We start from the raw sequence: 15,727 nt of genomic DNA, 5'->3' as shown, positions 1-15,727 counted from the left end.
CACCAGTTGACCTGCCAATGGAATCCTCCCCAGCCTTCCAGCCAACTCCCAAGAGGGGGAAGCTGGCGCCTAAGCCGCCGCTGGGCTGGGAGAGAGGCTGGGCGGGAGTTTGCGCACCTCAGAGCAGAAGGAAGCCATGCTAAAGCCGCCAAAGCGCTTGACAAGGCTGGTCCGCAGGCGCAGGTTGGGGCTGGCAAACCAAATGCGCTCCTCCGACTCAGTCATCTCGTACTCGGTGTAGAGGGTGAGGGCGCCATCGGCTCCCATCACGTAGGTGCCGGCCACCGGCACTTTCTCGGCATAGCCTTGATCCCGCAACAGTTGCCCGCGCATGGGGTTGTCAGGATCGGGAATTGGGACCAGCACCACCTCGCCCTTGTACTCTTCGTTGTCCCAGTCCTGCTCCCCATTCCACTGGACTCGCGCCGCCCCCACGGCTCGCCGTGGATCTACCTTGAACAGTTCGCAAACCCGAATGACTTCCGGATCGGTTGCTGCCAGGGTAACAATTTGCAGCTGCGACCTTCCCCCTTCAGAGCGGCGAAAGGCCAGGTGATGGCTGGTGCGCTGACACATCCACTCGCCAGCGCTGAGGGCAAAAAACTCCATTACGGTCATCATGGCCGACGCGGATCCTCATCGATAGCAACCGGGATTTGCCGATTCTAGCTTGGGCTGTAGCTAGCGGTTTGTTCTTGCCGAGTTTGCTGTTGCCGCCAGAACTGCTCTGCAAAGGCCACGGTCGGATGGAGGGGAGCTCGCGGCTTACTGCGCAGGACCATCCCCGCCTCTTCGGGGGTGCGGTCGCCCTTGCGCTGGTTGCAGCGCTCGCAGGCAGTAACCACATTGTCCCAGGTGTGGGAACCACCGCGGGAAAGAGGGATAACGTGGTCTAGGGTCAGGTTATGGGTGCTGCCACAGTACTGGCAGGTGTAGTGATCCCGCCGCAGAACCTCGCGCCGAGTAACAGGAGGCACCCGCCAGGGCCGCTCTTTGCCCTTGATGGTGAGGCGAATGTGCTCAGGCACCTCGATGACCCGGCTGGGGGAGCGCACCTGCCACACCCGCACATCCATCATCCTCAGCGGCTCTGCTTTGCCTGTTAGCAGCAGTACAATCGCCCGCTTAATATTGACCCGGCTAATGGGCAAATAGTTTTGGGAGAAGACGACAATCGACTGTTCTAGAACGTTGGTGGCAGCAGTCATGGCCTGGCTTTTCCATCTGCCGCCATTGTCTTGGGAAATTGGGCCAATGGCAAGTTGGTTCCCTAGAGACCTGGACAGATGGGCTACTATCCGGGTGATGGTTGGAGCCCGTGCCTCCCATGACCCACCCCCTGTATGTTGCCCTGGTTTGGCACCAACACCAGCCCCTCTACAAAAGTCCGCTGGCAGGCAAATATCGCTTGCCCTGGGTGCGCCTGCACGGGATCAAAGACTACTTGGACTTGGTTTTGCTGCTGGAGCGCTATCCCCGCTTGCACCAAACGGTTAACCTAGTGCCTTCCCTGATTGTGCAAATTGAAGACTACGTGGCCGGCTCGGCCTTCGATCCCTACTTGGAACTGACCCTCTCCCCCGTTGAAAAGCTTACCCTGGAGCAGCGGCGCTTTATTGTCGAGCGCTTCTTCGACAGCCACTACCCCACCATGATTGAGCCCTACCCCCGCTATCGCCAACTCCACGAACAGCGGGAATCCCAAGGGATCAACTGGTGCCTACAGTACTGGACACCGCAAGACTTCAGCGACCTCCTGGCCTGGCACAATCTGTCCTGGTTTGATCCCCTCTTCCACGAAGATCCCGAGATCGAGGGCTGGATCAAGATGGGATCTGGCTTTACCCTTTCGGATCGGCAGCGGATCTACGCCAAGCAGCAGCAGATCCTGGCCGCCATCCTGCCCCAGCACGCCAAGTTGCAAAGTAGCGGCCAACTGGAGCTGACCACCAGCCCCTACACTCATCCCATCTTGCCTCTATTGGTGAGCGAGCGCTCGGCGCGGGTGGCTCGGCCTGGCCTGCCCCTGCCCCGCTACCCCTTCCACTGGGAGCAGGATGTCCACAGCCAGCTGGAGCGGGCCAAGCAGATCTACCGGGAGCGCTTTGGCCGCGAGCCGCGGGGGTTGTGGCCTTCCGAACAGGCGGTCAGCCCCGCTATCGTGCCTATCGTGCGCAAGCAGGGCTTTGAGTGGATCATCTCTGACGAGGGAGTGCTGGGCTGGAGCCTGGGCCAGCCCTTTCACCGCGACGGGCAGGGCCATGTCCTCGAGCCGGAAAAGCTCTACCGCCCCTACCGTCTGGAGAGCGAGGCAGGGGATCTGGCCATTGTCTTTCGGGATCACCGCCTTTCCGATCTCATTGGCTTTAGCTACAGCGCCATGCCTGCCGACGCTGCCGCCAAGGATCTCATTGGACACTTGGAGAACATCCGCAACCGCCTGCCTCCCGAACAGCCTTGGCTGGTCACCATTGCTCTGGATGGGGAAAATTGCTGGGAGTACTACCCCCAAGATGGCCGGCCCTTCTTGGAAAACCTCTACGCCCGCCTCAGCCAGCACCCCGCGCTGCGCCTAGTGACGGTCTCGGAGTTTTTGGAGCAGTTTCCCCCCACCGAGTTTCTGCCCGCAGAACAACTGCACAGCGGCTCCTGGATTGAGGCCGACTTGACCACCTGGATCGGGGATCCCGTCAAAAACCGCGCCTGGGAGCTCTTAGCCCAGGCCCGTCAGGTGATTCAAGATCACCCCCGCGCCAACCCCCAAGCCTGGGAAGCTCTGTGGGCCGCCGAGGGATCCGATTGGTTCTGGTGGTTTGGGGCAGGGCACTCTTCCGCCCACGACGCCGTTTTCGACCAGCTGTTTCGGGAACACCTGCAGGCAATCTACATCGCCCTGGGGGAGGCGGTGCCGGCGGTGCTGCAGTTTCCCCTCGAGGATCACGACGGCCTAGGGGATCGGCTGCCGCAGGGGTTTATCCATCCCGCCATCAACGGCCGTCCCAGCGAACGGGAGTGGAGCCAGGCTGGACGGGTGGAGATTAGCGCCGCCAGGGGTACCATGCACCGCAACAGCGCCGTCCGCCGCCTCTGGTATGGCTTCGATCACTTCCACCTCTATCTGCGGCTGGATTTTAACTCAGTGGTGCAGCGGCCCAAGCAATTGCTGGTGCTCTGGTTTTATCCCAACTGCATTACCCTTAACAGCCCCATCCCTCTGCAGGGACTACCCGCAGAAGCCCCTCTCAACTACCTCTACCGCCACCTGTTGAGGCTGTCGCTGCCGCCCCCTAGTCAACGCCCGGCGGAGGTAGAGGCTCAACTTCTCCAAGCAGGGGAGTACCACACCTGGCACTCCCTCAGCCATCAGGTCAAGGCCGTGGTAGATACCTCCCTGGAGGTGGCCATTCCCTGGAGCAATTTGGGCGCCCAGCCAGGGCAGGAGCTGCAGTTTGCCATTGTGGCTGCTGACGGCGAAACCTTTCTGGAAGGGATCCCCCCCAAGGCCACCATTGCCCTGCGTAGACCCTAGCAAGTATCCCGCCTATGCAGCGCGAGCTTTACCCTCCTATCGAGCCCTACGACCAGGGCTTTCTGCCCGTCTCTTCCCTGCACACCCTCTACTACGAGCAGTGCGGCAACCCAGAGGGCAAGCCAGTGGTGTTTCTGCACGGGGGCCCAGGGGGCGGGATCGAGCCTCTCTACCGCCGGTACTTTGACCCCCGCCGCTGGCGAGTGGTGCTGTTTGATCAACGCGGCTGCGGCCGGAGCCGCCCCTACGCCGAGCTGCGGGAGAACACCACCTGGGATTTGGTAGCCGATATTGAGAAGCTGCGCCAGCACTTGGGCATTGAGCGCTGGTTTGTCTTCGGAGGGAGCTGGGGCAGCGCCCTCGCCTTGGCCTATGGCCAGACCCACCCCAACTCCTGCCTGGGCTTTATCCTGCGCGGTATTTTCCTGCTGCGCTCCTTCGAAATTCACTGGTTTTACCAGGAGGGGGCCAGCTACCTTTTCCCCGATGCCTGGCAACACTACCTCGAGCCCATTCCCCCAGAGGAACGGGGTGACCTGCTGGCAGCCTACTACCGCCGCCTTAACGACCCCAATCCGCAGGTGCGCCTGAAGGCAGCCCGTGCCTGGGCCATCTGGGAGGCCAGCACCAGCAAGCTTATCCCTAGCCCTGAACTCATCGAGCGCTTTGGCCAGGAGAGCTTTGCTGAGGCCCTCGCCCGCCTCGAGTGCCATTACTTCATCCACCGCGGTTTTTTGGAGACAGAGGATCAACTCCTCAAGGGGGTAGAGCGCCTGCGCCACCTGCCAGCCGTCATCGTCCAGGGGCGCTACGACGTCGTCTGCCCTCCTCTTTCCGCCTGGGAGTTACATCAGGCCTGGCCGGAGGCAGAGTTTCACCTGATCCCCGACGCTGGCCATTCCATTACCGAGCCTGGGATCCGCACCGCCCTCCTGGCGGCCACCGATCGCTTTGCCCAGCTCTAAGAACGGCTGCAAAGAGGGCCTGCCGTTGCCTAGCAGCAAGCCTCAGCCTGACTCAAACTGAAGGGCTTCAGGATCTACGTAGTAGCAGCGGGCATTGTCCGCACAAATGAGCGCCCAGCCGTTGCAGTTAGCCTCGACTAGGATGTACTCCGATTGCGGGATAAAATGACCCTGGTGGTTGCGCGTCTCCTCCCTAATCCAGACCGTCTGATAGTTCATCCCAGCGTCCCTCCAACTCCTCCTCAAAAAGACTTAAGAACAGGACTTAACCTTGCTGCAAGCAGTGGCAAAGCTAGGCAAAAACTAGAGGCAACAAACTCAACCCCTTCTCGAGGTTCAGTAACCGAGCGCTCGGGTTTAGGTCAGCTAGGCAATACCTTTAACTGGGTAAGAGAAGTCTAGCACTGCCTCTATGAGAAGAGCGTTAAGAGTTACAGACTAAGGCAAAAAGCTCTGGATTTTCGTAAACTCTTGTTGCAAAATTGGCTCGAGCCCGCTTAGGCTTCTTCAAATGACCCGTGGTGAATCCTGCAACCCATTGAGGCGGCGATTCCCTCCCTCCGTCAAGTTGGATTTGACACCAGCAATCTGCTACCAGCGTGCCCCTGTTTTTTTCAGTTCCAGCGCCGCCAAGGTCAAGTCTACCCCGGGTTTTAGCTCAGCGCGGAGCTACGGGCACAGAGCTGCTCTTGCCTGCTCGCTCATCTGCTGAAGTGCACCGAGGTCGGGGAGAGGGATCCCTTCCCCTTCAGCAAGCCATAGCCAGTACTCGATGTTGCCGGCAGGGCCAGTGATAGGCGACCACGTATAGCCCTGCACCCGCCAACCGCGACTCACTGCCGCCTGCATCACCGTCTGGAGCACGCGAGCGTGGATAGCCGGATCCCGCACTACCCCCCTTTTGCCCACCTGGCCTCGGCCCGCCTCAAACTGCGGCTTGACTAGCAGCAAGGCTTCCCGCGGCGAGCGCAACAGCTTCCACAGAGGATCCAACACCTTAGTCAGGGAAATAAAGGAGAGATCCACCACTGCCAGATCCGGCCAGTTGGGAGTGGGCACCTCGGTTCCGTAGAGATCGGCTGGCTGAAGATAGCGCAAGTTGGTTCGTTCCTTAAGGATTACCCGCGGGTCAGTTCGCAAAGACCAGGCCAATTGGCCATAGCCCACATCCACCCCATAGACCCGCTGCGCCCCTCGTCGCAGGAGGCAATCGGTGAAGCCCCCAGTGGAGATGCCAGCATCCAAACAGATGCGACCCTGGACTTGAATGGGAAAAGCTTGCAGTGCCCCCTGAAGCTTTTCTCCTCCTCGCGAGACAAAAGCAGACTTGGCCTGGATGTGGACTACAGGATCTCCGCTTACCCACGTCCCGGCTTTTTCCGCCCGTGCTCCGTTGAGGAAGACTTCTCCCGCCAAGATAGCCCGCTGCGCCTGCTGGCGCGAAGAAAAATACCCTCGCTCCACCAGCCAGGTATCCAGGCGGACTCGCTCGGCCATGCCCTAGCCACTGGCCTTCCACTCCATCAAGATAGACGACCGGGATCCCTTCTGTCAGCCGCGACTTAGCCAAAGCGCCCGCTCACATACTCTTCCGTCTCGCGGTTGGCGGGAGAGTTGAAGATCTTCTCGGTGCGGTCAAACTCTACCATTCGTCCGTAGCGGATCCCTCTCTCGTCAAGTTCAGTGTTGAAGAAGGCAGTGAAGTCGGACACGCGAGCTGCCTGCTGCATGTTGTGGGTGACGATGATGATCGTGTAGCGACGGCCCAATTCCTTAAGCAGCTCCTCAATGCGCAGCGTAGAAATCGGATCCAGCGAGGAGCAAGGCTCGTCCATTAGAATTACCTCCGGCTGAATGGCCAGGGTGCGGGCAATGCAGAGGCGCTGCTGTTGTCCGCCGGAGAGGGAAAGGGCGCTCATCCTCAACTTATCTTTCACCTCATCCCAGAGAACGGCCTGGCGCAGTGCCCGCTCCACGAGCTCGTCCAGATCCCCCTGGTAGCCATTAATCCGGGGCCCAAAGGCAATGTTGTCGTAGATGGATTTGGGGAAGGGGTTGGGCTTCTGAAACACTAGGCCAACCCGCCGCCGCACCTCAGAGGGATCCACATCCGGGTCGTAGATGTTTTTCCCGTGGAAGATAACGGAGCCTTCTACCCTTGCCCCTGGGATTAAGTCATTCATGCGGTTGAAGCAGCGCAAAATGGTGCTCTTGCCGCAACCTGAGGGTCCAATAAAGGCTGTGATGTGATTTTTCGGGATCCTCAGGGAAACCTGCTTAACCGCCAGGTGGGAGCCGTAGTAGACGCTCAGATCCCGCGTCTCTAGTTCAACCTCCAACCGGGTGGATTGCTCAGGAGAGCCCGACTTGTCAGAGAGTGGAGAGCGCATAGGCGTGTTGAAAAGAAGATAACGTTGCTGCAAGGCTTAGATAGTGATGGCTTCTTGGCGACGACTCACAAGGAGCCGGAAACTGACGGTGGTAATCAGGACCAAAATCACCAGAGCCAAAGCCCCTCCCCAGGCAAGCTTCTGCTGGTTTTCAAAGGGGACAAGGGCAAAGTTGTAGATCAACACAGCCAGCGAGGCCACTGGCTTCAACAAACCGCTGGGCCAGAGAAAGCTAAACAAAGCCGTGAAGATCAGGGGCGCCGTCTCACCTGCAGCGCGGGCAATGGCCAACGTCACCCCCGTCAGGATCACCGGCAGAGCCGCTGGCAACACCACGCGAAACACCGTCTGCACTCGCGAAGCCCCCAACGCATAGGCAGCAGCCCGCGTATCGGCCGGCACCAGGCGCAGCGCCTCTTCACAGGACAAAATGATGATAGGCAGGGTCAGCACCGATAGAGCCATCCCGCCGGCAAGGGCCGAGAAAGTTTTGGTGGAAAGCACCAGCACCCCATAGGCAAACACCCCGGCAATGATGGAGGGAACCCCCGTCAACACCTTGATAATGAAGCGCAGAAAGGAGGCCGCGGGGCTGTTTTTGCCAAACTCCGAGAGATAGATGGCTGCGAATAGACCAATGGGGAATGTGATGGAGATAGCAATCGACACCACAATAATCGTCCCCAGCACCGCATTGCCAAATCCGCCCACCTGATCGCCCGGAGGAGGGGGAAGCTGGGTCAGCGTCTGCCAGTTCAGGCGCTCGATGCCCCTGGTGAAAACGTAGTAGAGGATGAGAGCCAGCACAAAAATGGCGAAGATGCTGGAGATAGCTGTCAGCGCTGTCATTCCTACATCCAAGAAGATGCGCTGCCAGGGCTTCGCTCTGCGCTTAAACAAATTGTCTTGCTCTACCGCCTGCACTTGCGCCGTCATGTTCCTCTACTCCCACGAAGCTGTTAGCGCAAACTTGACACGGCGTATCATCAGCTCCGCCGCAATGTTAACCACCAGAGTGAGGGCTAACAGAATCAAGGCCAAATACATAAGTGCTGCAACCTGCTCGGGGCCCGCTTCCGCAAACTCGTTGGCCAATAGGGCTGGGATGCTGCTGGCAGGAGCCAGAAGCGAGATGCTAATGCCGCGGGCATTCCCAATCAGCATCGCTACTGCCATCGTCTCCCCTAGGGCGCGTCCCAAACCCAAAACCACCGCTCCCAGGAGGCCGCCAATTGCTGCCGGCAGCACGACACCAAAGATGGCTTCCCAGCGAGTGGCTCCCATCGCATAGGCAGCCGCCCGCAACTCTGGCGGAACGGACACCAGCACTTCCCTGGCGATGGCAGTAATGATGGGGATGATCATGATCCCCAAGACAACCCCCGATGTCAGCATCCCAGGCCCTACTGGTGGTGTGCTGAAAATGGGCAGCCAGTTGAAGTGCTGGAACAAAAACATCTGTATAGGGCGGAAGAAGGGGATGAAGATAAACAACCCCCAAATGCCGTAGACCACACTGGGAATGGCTGCCAGCAGCTCCACCACGATGATCAAGGCTGTGCGCAAAGGCTTGGGCAAAAAGTCCTCGCTCAAAAAGATGGAGATGCCAAAGCTTAAGGGAACGCCCACGATCAGAGCAATCAGAGAAGTTACCAGCGTGCCGTAGATCTGGGGCCAAGCACTGTAAATGTCCACAACAGGATCCCAGGTGGTGCCCCAGAAAAAGCCCAGCCCGAACTTCCGAATGGCAGGTAGCGCCTGAATCCCAATCTCCAGGGCAATCCACAACAGTAGGAAAGCCGAGAAAAAGACGGCGATCCGCGTTGCCCAAATAAATAGCCAGTCGCGCCGGCGCTGGAAGACGGGCCGGGGCCGAAATAGAGAACTGCTCTCCGAAAAGGTAGTGGTCATCTGCTGGGTAGGGGGTACAAACCTCTACGGAGTGATTTTTTCCAGGGCAGCCAGAGCTTTCTTCCGCGTTTCCTCCGGCAAAGGCACATAGCCCAGCGGCTCCGCAAAGGATTGCCCTTCGGTGAGGCCGTAGCGAAGAAACTCTTTGACAGCCTTGGAGGTTTCAGCTTTGGGGTAGACTTGGTAAGCCAAGATCCACGTGTAGCCCACAATGGGGTAGGAGTCTTCCCCTTCGGGATCTGGGTCAACCCCCAGCAGCCGCTCGTCGAGCTTGATTCTCGCCAGCGCTGCCTGCTCCGTCTCAACTTTGGGGACGACGAACTTGCCTGCCCGGTTTTCCAGGCGAGCGAAATTTAGGTTGTTGAGCTTAGCAAAGCCGTACTCCACATAGCCGATTGAGCCAGGAATCTGCTTGACTTGTTCAGAAACGCCTTCGTTACCGCGAGCTCCCACGCCAGTTGGCCAGTTCACGGAAGAGCCACGGCCCACTTTTTGCCGCCATTCGGGGCTAATGGCGCTGAGGTGGGTGGTAAAGATGTCGGTGGTGCCACTGCCATCAGAGCGGTGCACAACAGTAATCGGCAGATCTGGGAGAGTCACCCCTGGGTTAAGGCCAGCCAGCAGCGGATCGTTCCATTTCTTGATCTTGCCCAGGAAGATATTGGCCAGCGCCAGGCGAGAGAGGCGAAGTTCAGGACCTACGCCGGGGACGTTATAGGCTGCCACCAATGCCCCGCCCACCATAGGCACGGCCACCATGCCCTTGGGAGGGTTGGCTTCACCCTCAATCTGGCTAATCTCCTCAGGACGCGGCACGCTATCAGTGGCGCCGAAGTCGACAGTGCGGGCCACAAATTGCTGACGGCCAGCGCCGCTCCCCACCGATTGGTAGTTGACTTGGATGTTGGGGTTTTTCTTGCCAAATTCTTGGGCCCACGTTTGGTAGAGGGGGGCCGGGAAGGTAGCTCCAGCGCCGTTGATGGTTATCGTCTTCTGCTGGGCAAACACTCGCTGCCAGCCGGCCTGACTTGCCGCAAAACCAGCAGCAACTGCCGACAAGGACTTAAGGAAGGAACGACGACCCAAGGAATGCGACATCAACATACAGAGATCTCTCCACTGAAGAGCGTGTCCTAGCCCAGGTCAAAAAGCTGCAACTGTGAAACCTAACTCCAAGAGTTCAGTCCACCGGGCCGAAGAAAGCACAGGATCTCGTTGAGACCCCAGCCCTTGCAACTCAGTCGCTAATCGGTCGCTAATGTAACGTAAGGTCAACCCTTTTTTGGTTAACAAGAGGTTAAACTCAGGTTATTTCTAGGTTATTTCTAGGCCCAGCAGCCGAGGTCGCGACTGTCGGGCTTAATCAGGGTAGAGACCCCAGGGGGAGGCTGGGGCTGGGCTGACATTGGTCGGGGGAATGCCTAGAATAGAAGGCTGTCAAGAGAGTGGGTGCCTTCCTCCTATGGCAAAAGATGTGCGGGTGATGCTGCGCCAGGCGGTTCCTGGGCTCGGCAAGCCGGGAGAGGTGGTGAGTGTCAGGCCGGGCTATGCCCGCAACTACCTTTTCCCGCGGCAGATGGCGGTGCGGCTTACGCCTGGACTTCTCAAGGAGCAGCAGATGCGGCGGGAGCAGGAAGCAGCCCGCAAGCTGGCTGAGAAGCAACAGGCGGAAAACTACAAGAAGGCTTTGGAGACGATTGGCCGTTTTGTCATCCGCAAGAAGGTGGGCGAAAAAGACCTGCTCTTTGGACAGGTAACTGCCAGCGATATTGCCGAGGTGGTGCTGGCTACCAGTGGCCTCGATATCGACCGCCGCAATGTCCTACTCGATGAGGAGATCAAGAAAACTGGGGTTTACCTGGTGCAGGTGAAGTTACACCCCGAGGTTACCGCTACGCTGCGCATTCAGGTCACGCCTGAGTAGAAAAGAGGTTCTGGTTCAGACGGCTATGCCCACTTGGCCCGCTGCGCTAGGGTGTGCAGCCTAGCAGTCGGAGAGCGGGGGAGAGCTTGGTTTTTCTACCCTGGCTGGTGGTGATTAGCGATTACGACCTGACCGGTGGGGATCGGCTTCCGCCTCAGAACATAGAAGCTGAGGAGGAGATCTTGGGCGGCATCCTCCTTGACCCTGAGGCGATGGCGCGGGTGGCGGGGCTCTTGCGGCCTGAGATGTTCTACCTCTCCGCCCACCAGGAGATCTACCGGGCTGCTCTGCAGTTGTACAGCCAGGGCCAGCCCACTGACCTGACCACTGTTTCTGCCTGGTTGGCAGATCACCAGCTCTTGGAGCGGGTGGGAGGAACGGCGGCAATTCGCCGCCTAGTGGAGCAGACGGTTAGCAGTGTCAACATTGACCAGTATGCCCGTCTGGTGGTGGACAAATACATGCGCCGCCGGCTGATTCAAGTCAGCAACACCTTGGCGCGTCTGGCCTACGACACTAGCCAGCCTCTCCCTCAGCTCCTGGATCGAGCCGAGCAAGAGGTGTTCAGCCTCACCCAGGAACGGGTGCAGCGCAGCCTTGTTCCAGCCTCGGAAGTTTTGGTAAACATCTTCTCAGAGTTGGAGGAGAGGTTCCAGAGCGGGGCTCAGATCCCTGGGATCCCGACCAAATTCATTGACCTCGACAACCTGACCCAGGGCTTGCAGCGGTCGGATTTGGTCATCCTAGCCGGCCGTCCCTCGATGGGAAAGACCAGCCTGGCTCTTAACATTGCCCAAAATGTGGCTGCCTACGTCAAGCAACCGGTGGCCATCTTCAGCCTGGAGATGTCGCGGGAGCAACTGGTGCAGCGGCTCTTGGCCAGCGAGGCGCGCATTGATAGTAGCCGTCTGCGATCCGGGCGCATCAGCGAGAATGAGTGGCAACGCCTGGGGCAGGCGATTGGCTTTTTGTCGCAACTGCCTTTGTTTATCGACGACACGCCCAACTGCACGGTTACAGAAATTCGCTCTAAGGCGCGGCGTCTGCAGGTGGAGCAAGGAGGGACGTTGGGGTTGGTGTTGATCGACTACTTGCAGCTAATCCAGGGATCTGAGTCCGACAACCGGGTGCAGGAATTGTCGCGCATTACCCGCGGCCTCAAGGCGCTAGCCAAAGAGCTGATGGTGCCGGTGCTGGTGCTATCTCAGCTCAGCCGGGCAGTGGAGTCGCGCTCAGACAAGCGTCCGCAACTGGCAGATTTGCGGGAGTCGGGTTGTCTAGCCGGCGATACCCGCGTGAGGGACGTGGATCGCGGCAAGATCTGGCGGCTGGAGCAACTGGCAGCCCTGCCGCCTTCAGCAGAACTGCCGCGCCTGCTTAGCCTCAATGGGCGCGGGCGGCTGGTGCCCCAACAGCCAGTGAGGGTATTTTGCAGTGGGCGGCAGCCCACATGTCTTCTAAAAACCCGCCTCAACTTTTCCATTCGTGCCACTGGCAACCACCCTTTCCTAACTCGGGACGGCTGGAAAACCCTCGACGAGCTGCAACTGGAGGAGGAGGTGGCGGTGGTGGTGCAGGAGGGGTTGATCTGGGATCCCGTCGTCTTCATTAGCGAGCCGGGGGAGCCGCAACCGGTTTACGACATCGAGATGCCCCGCCACCACAACTTTGTGGCCAACGGCCTGCTGGTGCACAACAGCATCGAGCAGGATGCCGACGTGGTGATGATGATCTACCGGCCCGAGTACTACGATCCCAACACCAGCGATCGCGGAATTGCGGAGGTAATTGTTGCCAAACATCGCAACGGCCCCACGGGCACGGTGCGCCTTTTGTTTGAAAGCCAGTACACCCAGTTTCGCAACTTGGCGGATCCCTATCGGTGAGCGAAAGCCGCAGCAGAAAAAGCCGCAGCAGAAGTAGATCGGGACTCCTTTCAAGGACAGGTCCGGGGTGCGAGGTGTTAGCCTGAGATTGCCCCCCTAGGGCAGGTCGCTGTTGCTGGCTACCTCCCTCTGCCTAAAGCCATATGTTCAAAAGCCTGTTGATCGCCACCGATTGCCGCGATGGACTGCAGCGTTTTGGCAAATGCCTAGAAGAACTTTACCTGAATGGGATTGAGCGCGTTGCTTTTGTGCATAGCGTTGCTCGGCAGGACGACGACATTGGCCTTCCCGAAGACCTCACCCCCAAAGTGCAGGCGCAACAGGCTCGCTTACAAGAGGTGTTGAGCGCCGTTCCTGCAGGGCTGGAAGTCGAAGTCTTGGTGCAGGCGGGCAAGGCGGTGGATCTGATTTTAAGAGGGATCCAAACCTGCAGCTCCGACTTGCTAATCACAGGCATGGGGATCCACAATCTGCTCACCGAAAAACTGTTTGGAAGCACCACCTTGGAGCTGCTGCCGAAGCTGACCATCCCGGTAATGGTGATGCGTCCGCAACTCATCGCCGCCTTTACTCTGGAAGAATTGCGCCTGCGCAGCCGCCACCTATTTCGCTCCCTCCTAGTGCCTTTTGACTTTGAGGAGCCCCGCCGGCAGCTCCTCAGCCGTCTTGGCCAACTGCTGCCAGGAACTTCCCAGTGTCAGGCCATTACGCTGCTCTATGTGGTGGATCCCAGCGCCCGCCGCAACCAGGGATCGCCGGCAGAAGAGCTCAAGCGCAGGGCCGAGGCCGACTTGGCCCGGTTAGTCGAACCGCTGGTCGAGCAGGTAAAACCGGTGCAGTTGCGGGCCTTGGTGCGGGTGGGATCCCCGCTTCAGGAAATCCTAGCCACCGCTGCTGAGGAGGACATGACCGCCATTGCCACCGCCTCCCCACGGGTGGGAACCTTTTGGGAGTGGTCAATCCGTAGCCTCACCGGCGAGATTCTACGGCAAAGTTGGCATCCGGTGTTGTTTTTCCCGCGCGGTTCCTTAGCGTAGTAGAGCTGCCCAACCCCCCTTCTATGCCGCTTGACCAAACCTTGAAGGAACTGTTCCAGGCGGTGGCTCAGGGGAAGCTCTCTCCCGAGCAGGCCCTGCAAGCCTGTCGCTTCCTGCCTTTTGAGGCGGTAGGAGACTTCGCCCGTGTGGATCACCATCGCCTTCTGCGCACCGGCTTTCCCGAAGCCGTGTGGGGGCCGGGCAAAACTCCCGAGCAGATTGCCCAGATTCTGGAGCGGCTGCACCGCCAGGGATCCCTAGCTTTGGCCACCCGCGTCGATCCCTCGGTCTATGCCCAAGTTCGCTGCCGCTTGCCCCAGGCCCAGTATTCTCCTGTAGCGCGCTTGTGCTGGATCCCTCCCCAAAAGGTGCATAGCTATCCCGGCCAGATTAGCGTGATCTCCGCTGGCACTGCCGACGTGCCGGTGGCTGAAGAGGCCGCTCTCACCGCCGAGCTCTCCGGGTTTCAGGTCAACCGCCTCTGGGATGTGGGAGTGGCCGGGATCCACCGCCTGCTGCACCACCGCGCCGCTCTGGAAGCCGATGTGCTCATTGTAGTGGCAGGCATGGAGGGAGCCTTGGCCAGCGTGGTGGCGGGCCTGGCAGACTGTCCGGTAATCGCTGTGCCCACCAGCGTTGGCTACGGGGCCAGCTTCCAGGGCTTGGCTGCCCTACTGACCATGCTCAACTCCTGTGCGGCGGGAGTGGGAGTGGTGAACATCGACAACGGCTTTGGGGCGGCCATTTTGGCAGGCCAGATCCTGCGCTGTGGACAGCGGCTAGCGACGCGATTGCTTTCGCCTGCAACCCCTGGAGATAGGGAAGGTTAAGAAATGTAAAACGATCCTGAGCTGGACAAGCTATACTCGGGCCATAGCTATGCTGGAGCTTTGAATTTCTCCGCTGGGAGGAAGCTGAGGGGTCGAGCCTTTCTCCAGCTACCCTTCTTGGGGCGCTTCCTCAACGACCACAAAAATCTTCCGAAAGGGGGGTTATGGACGTAGGATAGCCGTCTGGGGTTGGCTGCACGGGACGAACGACTCTTTGACCGGAGCACAGGAAGCTCGCTGCTATGTCAATCAAGGCAATAGACACTGCTGTGGCTCTTGTTCAAGGGATAATTCAGTCCTTTAGTTGGGCGGATCTCTTTTTGGTGGTGGCTCTGGTGTTTTTGGAGGCGGCCCTCTCTGCCGATAACGCTGTCGCCTTGGCTGCTTTGGTCAAGCATTTGCCCACCCCCCAGCAGCAGAACCGGGCTTTGCGCTGGGGCATTGTCAGCGCCTATGGCTTTCGTATTGCCATCGTGTTTGCAGCGGTGTGGTTGGTCGAGTACCCGCCCGCGCGATTCTTGGGGGCCTGCTACCTGCTCTGGCTGGCCTGGCAACATTTTCGCGGGAAAGAGGAAGGCCCAGCGCAGGACATCACTCGCCAGGCCAATTTTTGGCAAACGCTGGTCATGGTGGAGCTCACCGACCTTGTGTTTTCCTTCGACAGCATTGCTGCTTCCGTGGCCGTCTCCCGCAAGGCGTGGGTGATCATCCTTGGCGGCATCCTCGGCATTACCCTGATGCGCTACATGGCCTCTTTGTTCTTGCGCTGGCTGGATGAGTTTTCCCGCCTGGAAGATGCTGCCTTTGCCATCATCGCCCTAGTGGGAAGCCTCATGCTGCTGGAGGTGTTCTTCCCCCAGATCGAGATCCCGGACTGGGGAATGGTGGTGGCTGTGTTCCCTGTGTTTGTCTGGGGCTTCTCCCAGCGCCGCAGTCCTTCTCCCCCAGCCGTGGCCCAGCCAGATTCGGCTCTGCCCCGTTTAACAGAGGAGGTCCCTGCCGGCTTAGCCGCTCTTGCTGAAGTGGAGTCTGCCGCCGAGCTACAGCTGGACTAAATCGCCAGCAGGTTGTCCGGGCAGGGGAAGGGCCTTGTAGACTAGCAGTGGAGGCAAGCCACCGGAGGAACGTACCCTGATTCCGCAGTTTTGCCGGAAGTGGTGGACAAAGTGCTGCCAGCAAGCCATTGCCACAAGCAAGGACAACCACCAGAAGCCCCCAGCAGGGGTAGGGGGTGGACACTCTCCAGCCAAGGTAG

At 59.2% G+C, this 15,727-nt stretch carries 15 protein-coding genes; 7 read left to right on the top strand and 8 right to left on the bottom strand.

Annotation, left to right across the window (positions count from 1 at the left end; genetic code table 11):
• Positions 1-69 precede the first annotated feature (69 nt).
• Together NW814_RS00330 and NW814_RS00325 are read right to left on the bottom strand one after the other, a co-directional pair.
• Positions 70-618: a phycobiliprotein lyase gene (locus NW814_RS00330; RefSeq protein WP_414404948.1), complete on the bottom strand. Its 549-nt coding sequence runs from the start codon at positions 616-618 to the stop codon at positions 70-72.
• 47 nt (positions 619-665) lie between these two features.
• Entirely contained in the window at positions 666-1,208 is a 543-nt protein-coding gene (locus NW814_RS00325; protein ID WP_414404754.1) for an HNH endonuclease, read from the bottom strand.
• Between the two features lie 119 nt (positions 1,209-1,327).
• Here NW814_RS00325 and NW814_RS00320 point away from each other — a divergent pair, with 119 nt between their 5' ends.
• Both NW814_RS00320 and pip read left to right on the top strand, forming a co-directional pair.
• Positions 1,328-3,529 (top strand): glycoside hydrolase, encoded by a 2,202-nt coding sequence (locus NW814_RS00320; protein WP_414404753.1) that lies wholly within the window; start codon positions 1,328-1,330, stop codon positions 3,527-3,529.
• Positions 3,530-3,543: 14 nt separating this feature from the next.
• Positions 3,544-4,494, top strand: coding sequence for a prolyl aminopeptidase (pip, locus tag NW814_RS00315; protein WP_414404752.1), 951 nt, complete (start codon positions 3,544-3,546; stop codon positions 4,492-4,494).
• Positions 4,495-4,536: 42 nt separating this feature from the next.
• Here the strand turns inward: pip and NW814_RS00310 are convergent, their stop codons facing one another.
• The 6 genes from NW814_RS00310 to pstS all read right to left on the bottom strand — a co-directional run bounded on the left by NW814_RS00310 (position 4,537) and on the right by pstS (position 9,899).
• The gene (locus NW814_RS00310; protein WP_414404751.1) at positions 4,537-4,713 is read right to left on the bottom strand and encodes a hypothetical protein; all 177 of its coding nucleotides are present in this window, start codon (positions 4,711-4,713) and stop codon (positions 4,537-4,539) included.
• Between the two features lie 450 nt (positions 4,714-5,163).
• Entirely contained in the window at positions 5,164-5,991 is an 828-nt protein-coding gene (locus tag NW814_RS00305) for a TlyA family RNA methyltransferase (protein WP_414404750.1), read from the bottom strand.
• Between the two features lie 65 nt (positions 5,992-6,056).
• On the bottom strand, positions 6,057-6,884 hold the full coding sequence (pstB, locus tag NW814_RS00300; RefSeq protein WP_414404749.1) for a phosphate ABC transporter ATP-binding protein PstB: 828 nt from the start codon (positions 6,882-6,884) through the stop codon (positions 6,057-6,059).
• Positions 6,885-6,920: 36 nt separating this feature from the next.
• Positions 6,921-7,820: a phosphate ABC transporter permease PstA gene (gene pstA, locus NW814_RS00295; protein WP_414404748.1), complete on the bottom strand. Its 900-nt coding sequence runs from the start codon at positions 7,818-7,820 to the stop codon at positions 6,921-6,923.
• 6 nt (positions 7,821-7,826) lie between these two features.
• Complete coding sequence (gene pstC / locus NW814_RS00290; protein ID WP_414404747.1) at positions 7,827-8,795, bottom strand: phosphate ABC transporter permease subunit PstC; 969 nt, start codon at positions 8,793-8,795, stop codon at positions 7,827-7,829.
• Positions 8,796-8,819: 24 nt separating this feature from the next.
• On the bottom strand, positions 8,820-9,899 hold the full coding sequence (pstS, locus tag NW814_RS00285) for a phosphate ABC transporter substrate-binding protein PstS (protein WP_414404746.1): 1,080 nt from the start codon (positions 9,897-9,899) through the stop codon (positions 8,820-8,822).
• Between the two features lie 358 nt (positions 9,900-10,257).
• On the opposite strand from pstS, the gene rplI reads away from it, so the two are divergent.
• From rplI to NW814_RS00260, 5 genes are all read left to right on the top strand, one after another.
• Positions 10,258-10,719 (top strand): 50S ribosomal protein L9, encoded by a 462-nt coding sequence (rplI, locus tag NW814_RS00280; RefSeq protein WP_414404745.1) that lies wholly within the window; start codon positions 10,258-10,260, stop codon positions 10,717-10,719.
• Positions 10,720-10,829: 110 nt separating this feature from the next.
• The gene (gene dnaB, locus NW814_RS00275; RefSeq protein WP_414404947.1) at positions 10,830-12,605 is read left to right on the top strand and encodes a replicative DNA helicase; all 1,776 of its coding nucleotides are present in this window, start codon (positions 10,830-10,832) and stop codon (positions 12,603-12,605) included.
• A 143-nt stretch (positions 12,606-12,748) separates the two neighbouring features.
• The gene (locus tag NW814_RS00270; RefSeq protein ID WP_414404744.1) at positions 12,749-13,642 is read left to right on the top strand and encodes a universal stress protein; all 894 of its coding nucleotides are present in this window, start codon (positions 12,749-12,751) and stop codon (positions 13,640-13,642) included.
• 23 nt (positions 13,643-13,665) lie between these two features.
• On the top strand, positions 13,666-14,472 hold the full coding sequence (larB, locus tag NW814_RS00265; RefSeq protein WP_414404743.1) for a nickel pincer cofactor biosynthesis protein LarB: 807 nt from the start codon (positions 13,666-13,668) through the stop codon (positions 14,470-14,472).
• Positions 14,473-14,714: 242 nt separating this feature from the next.
• Positions 14,715-15,527, top strand: coding sequence for a TerC family protein (locus NW814_RS00260; protein WP_414404742.1), 813 nt, complete (start codon positions 14,715-14,717; stop codon positions 15,525-15,527).
• Positions 15,528-15,727 lie beyond the last annotated feature (200 nt).

Origin of the sequence: Synechococcus sp. R65.1, from assembly GCF_047461755.1 — a bacterium.
Taxonomy (GTDB): domain Bacteria; phylum Cyanobacteriota; class Cyanobacteriia; order Thermostichales; family Thermostichaceae; genus Thermostichus.
The sequence above is the reverse complement of the archived record's forward strand: the minus strand, read 5'-3'. Positions and strand labels throughout refer to the sequence as shown.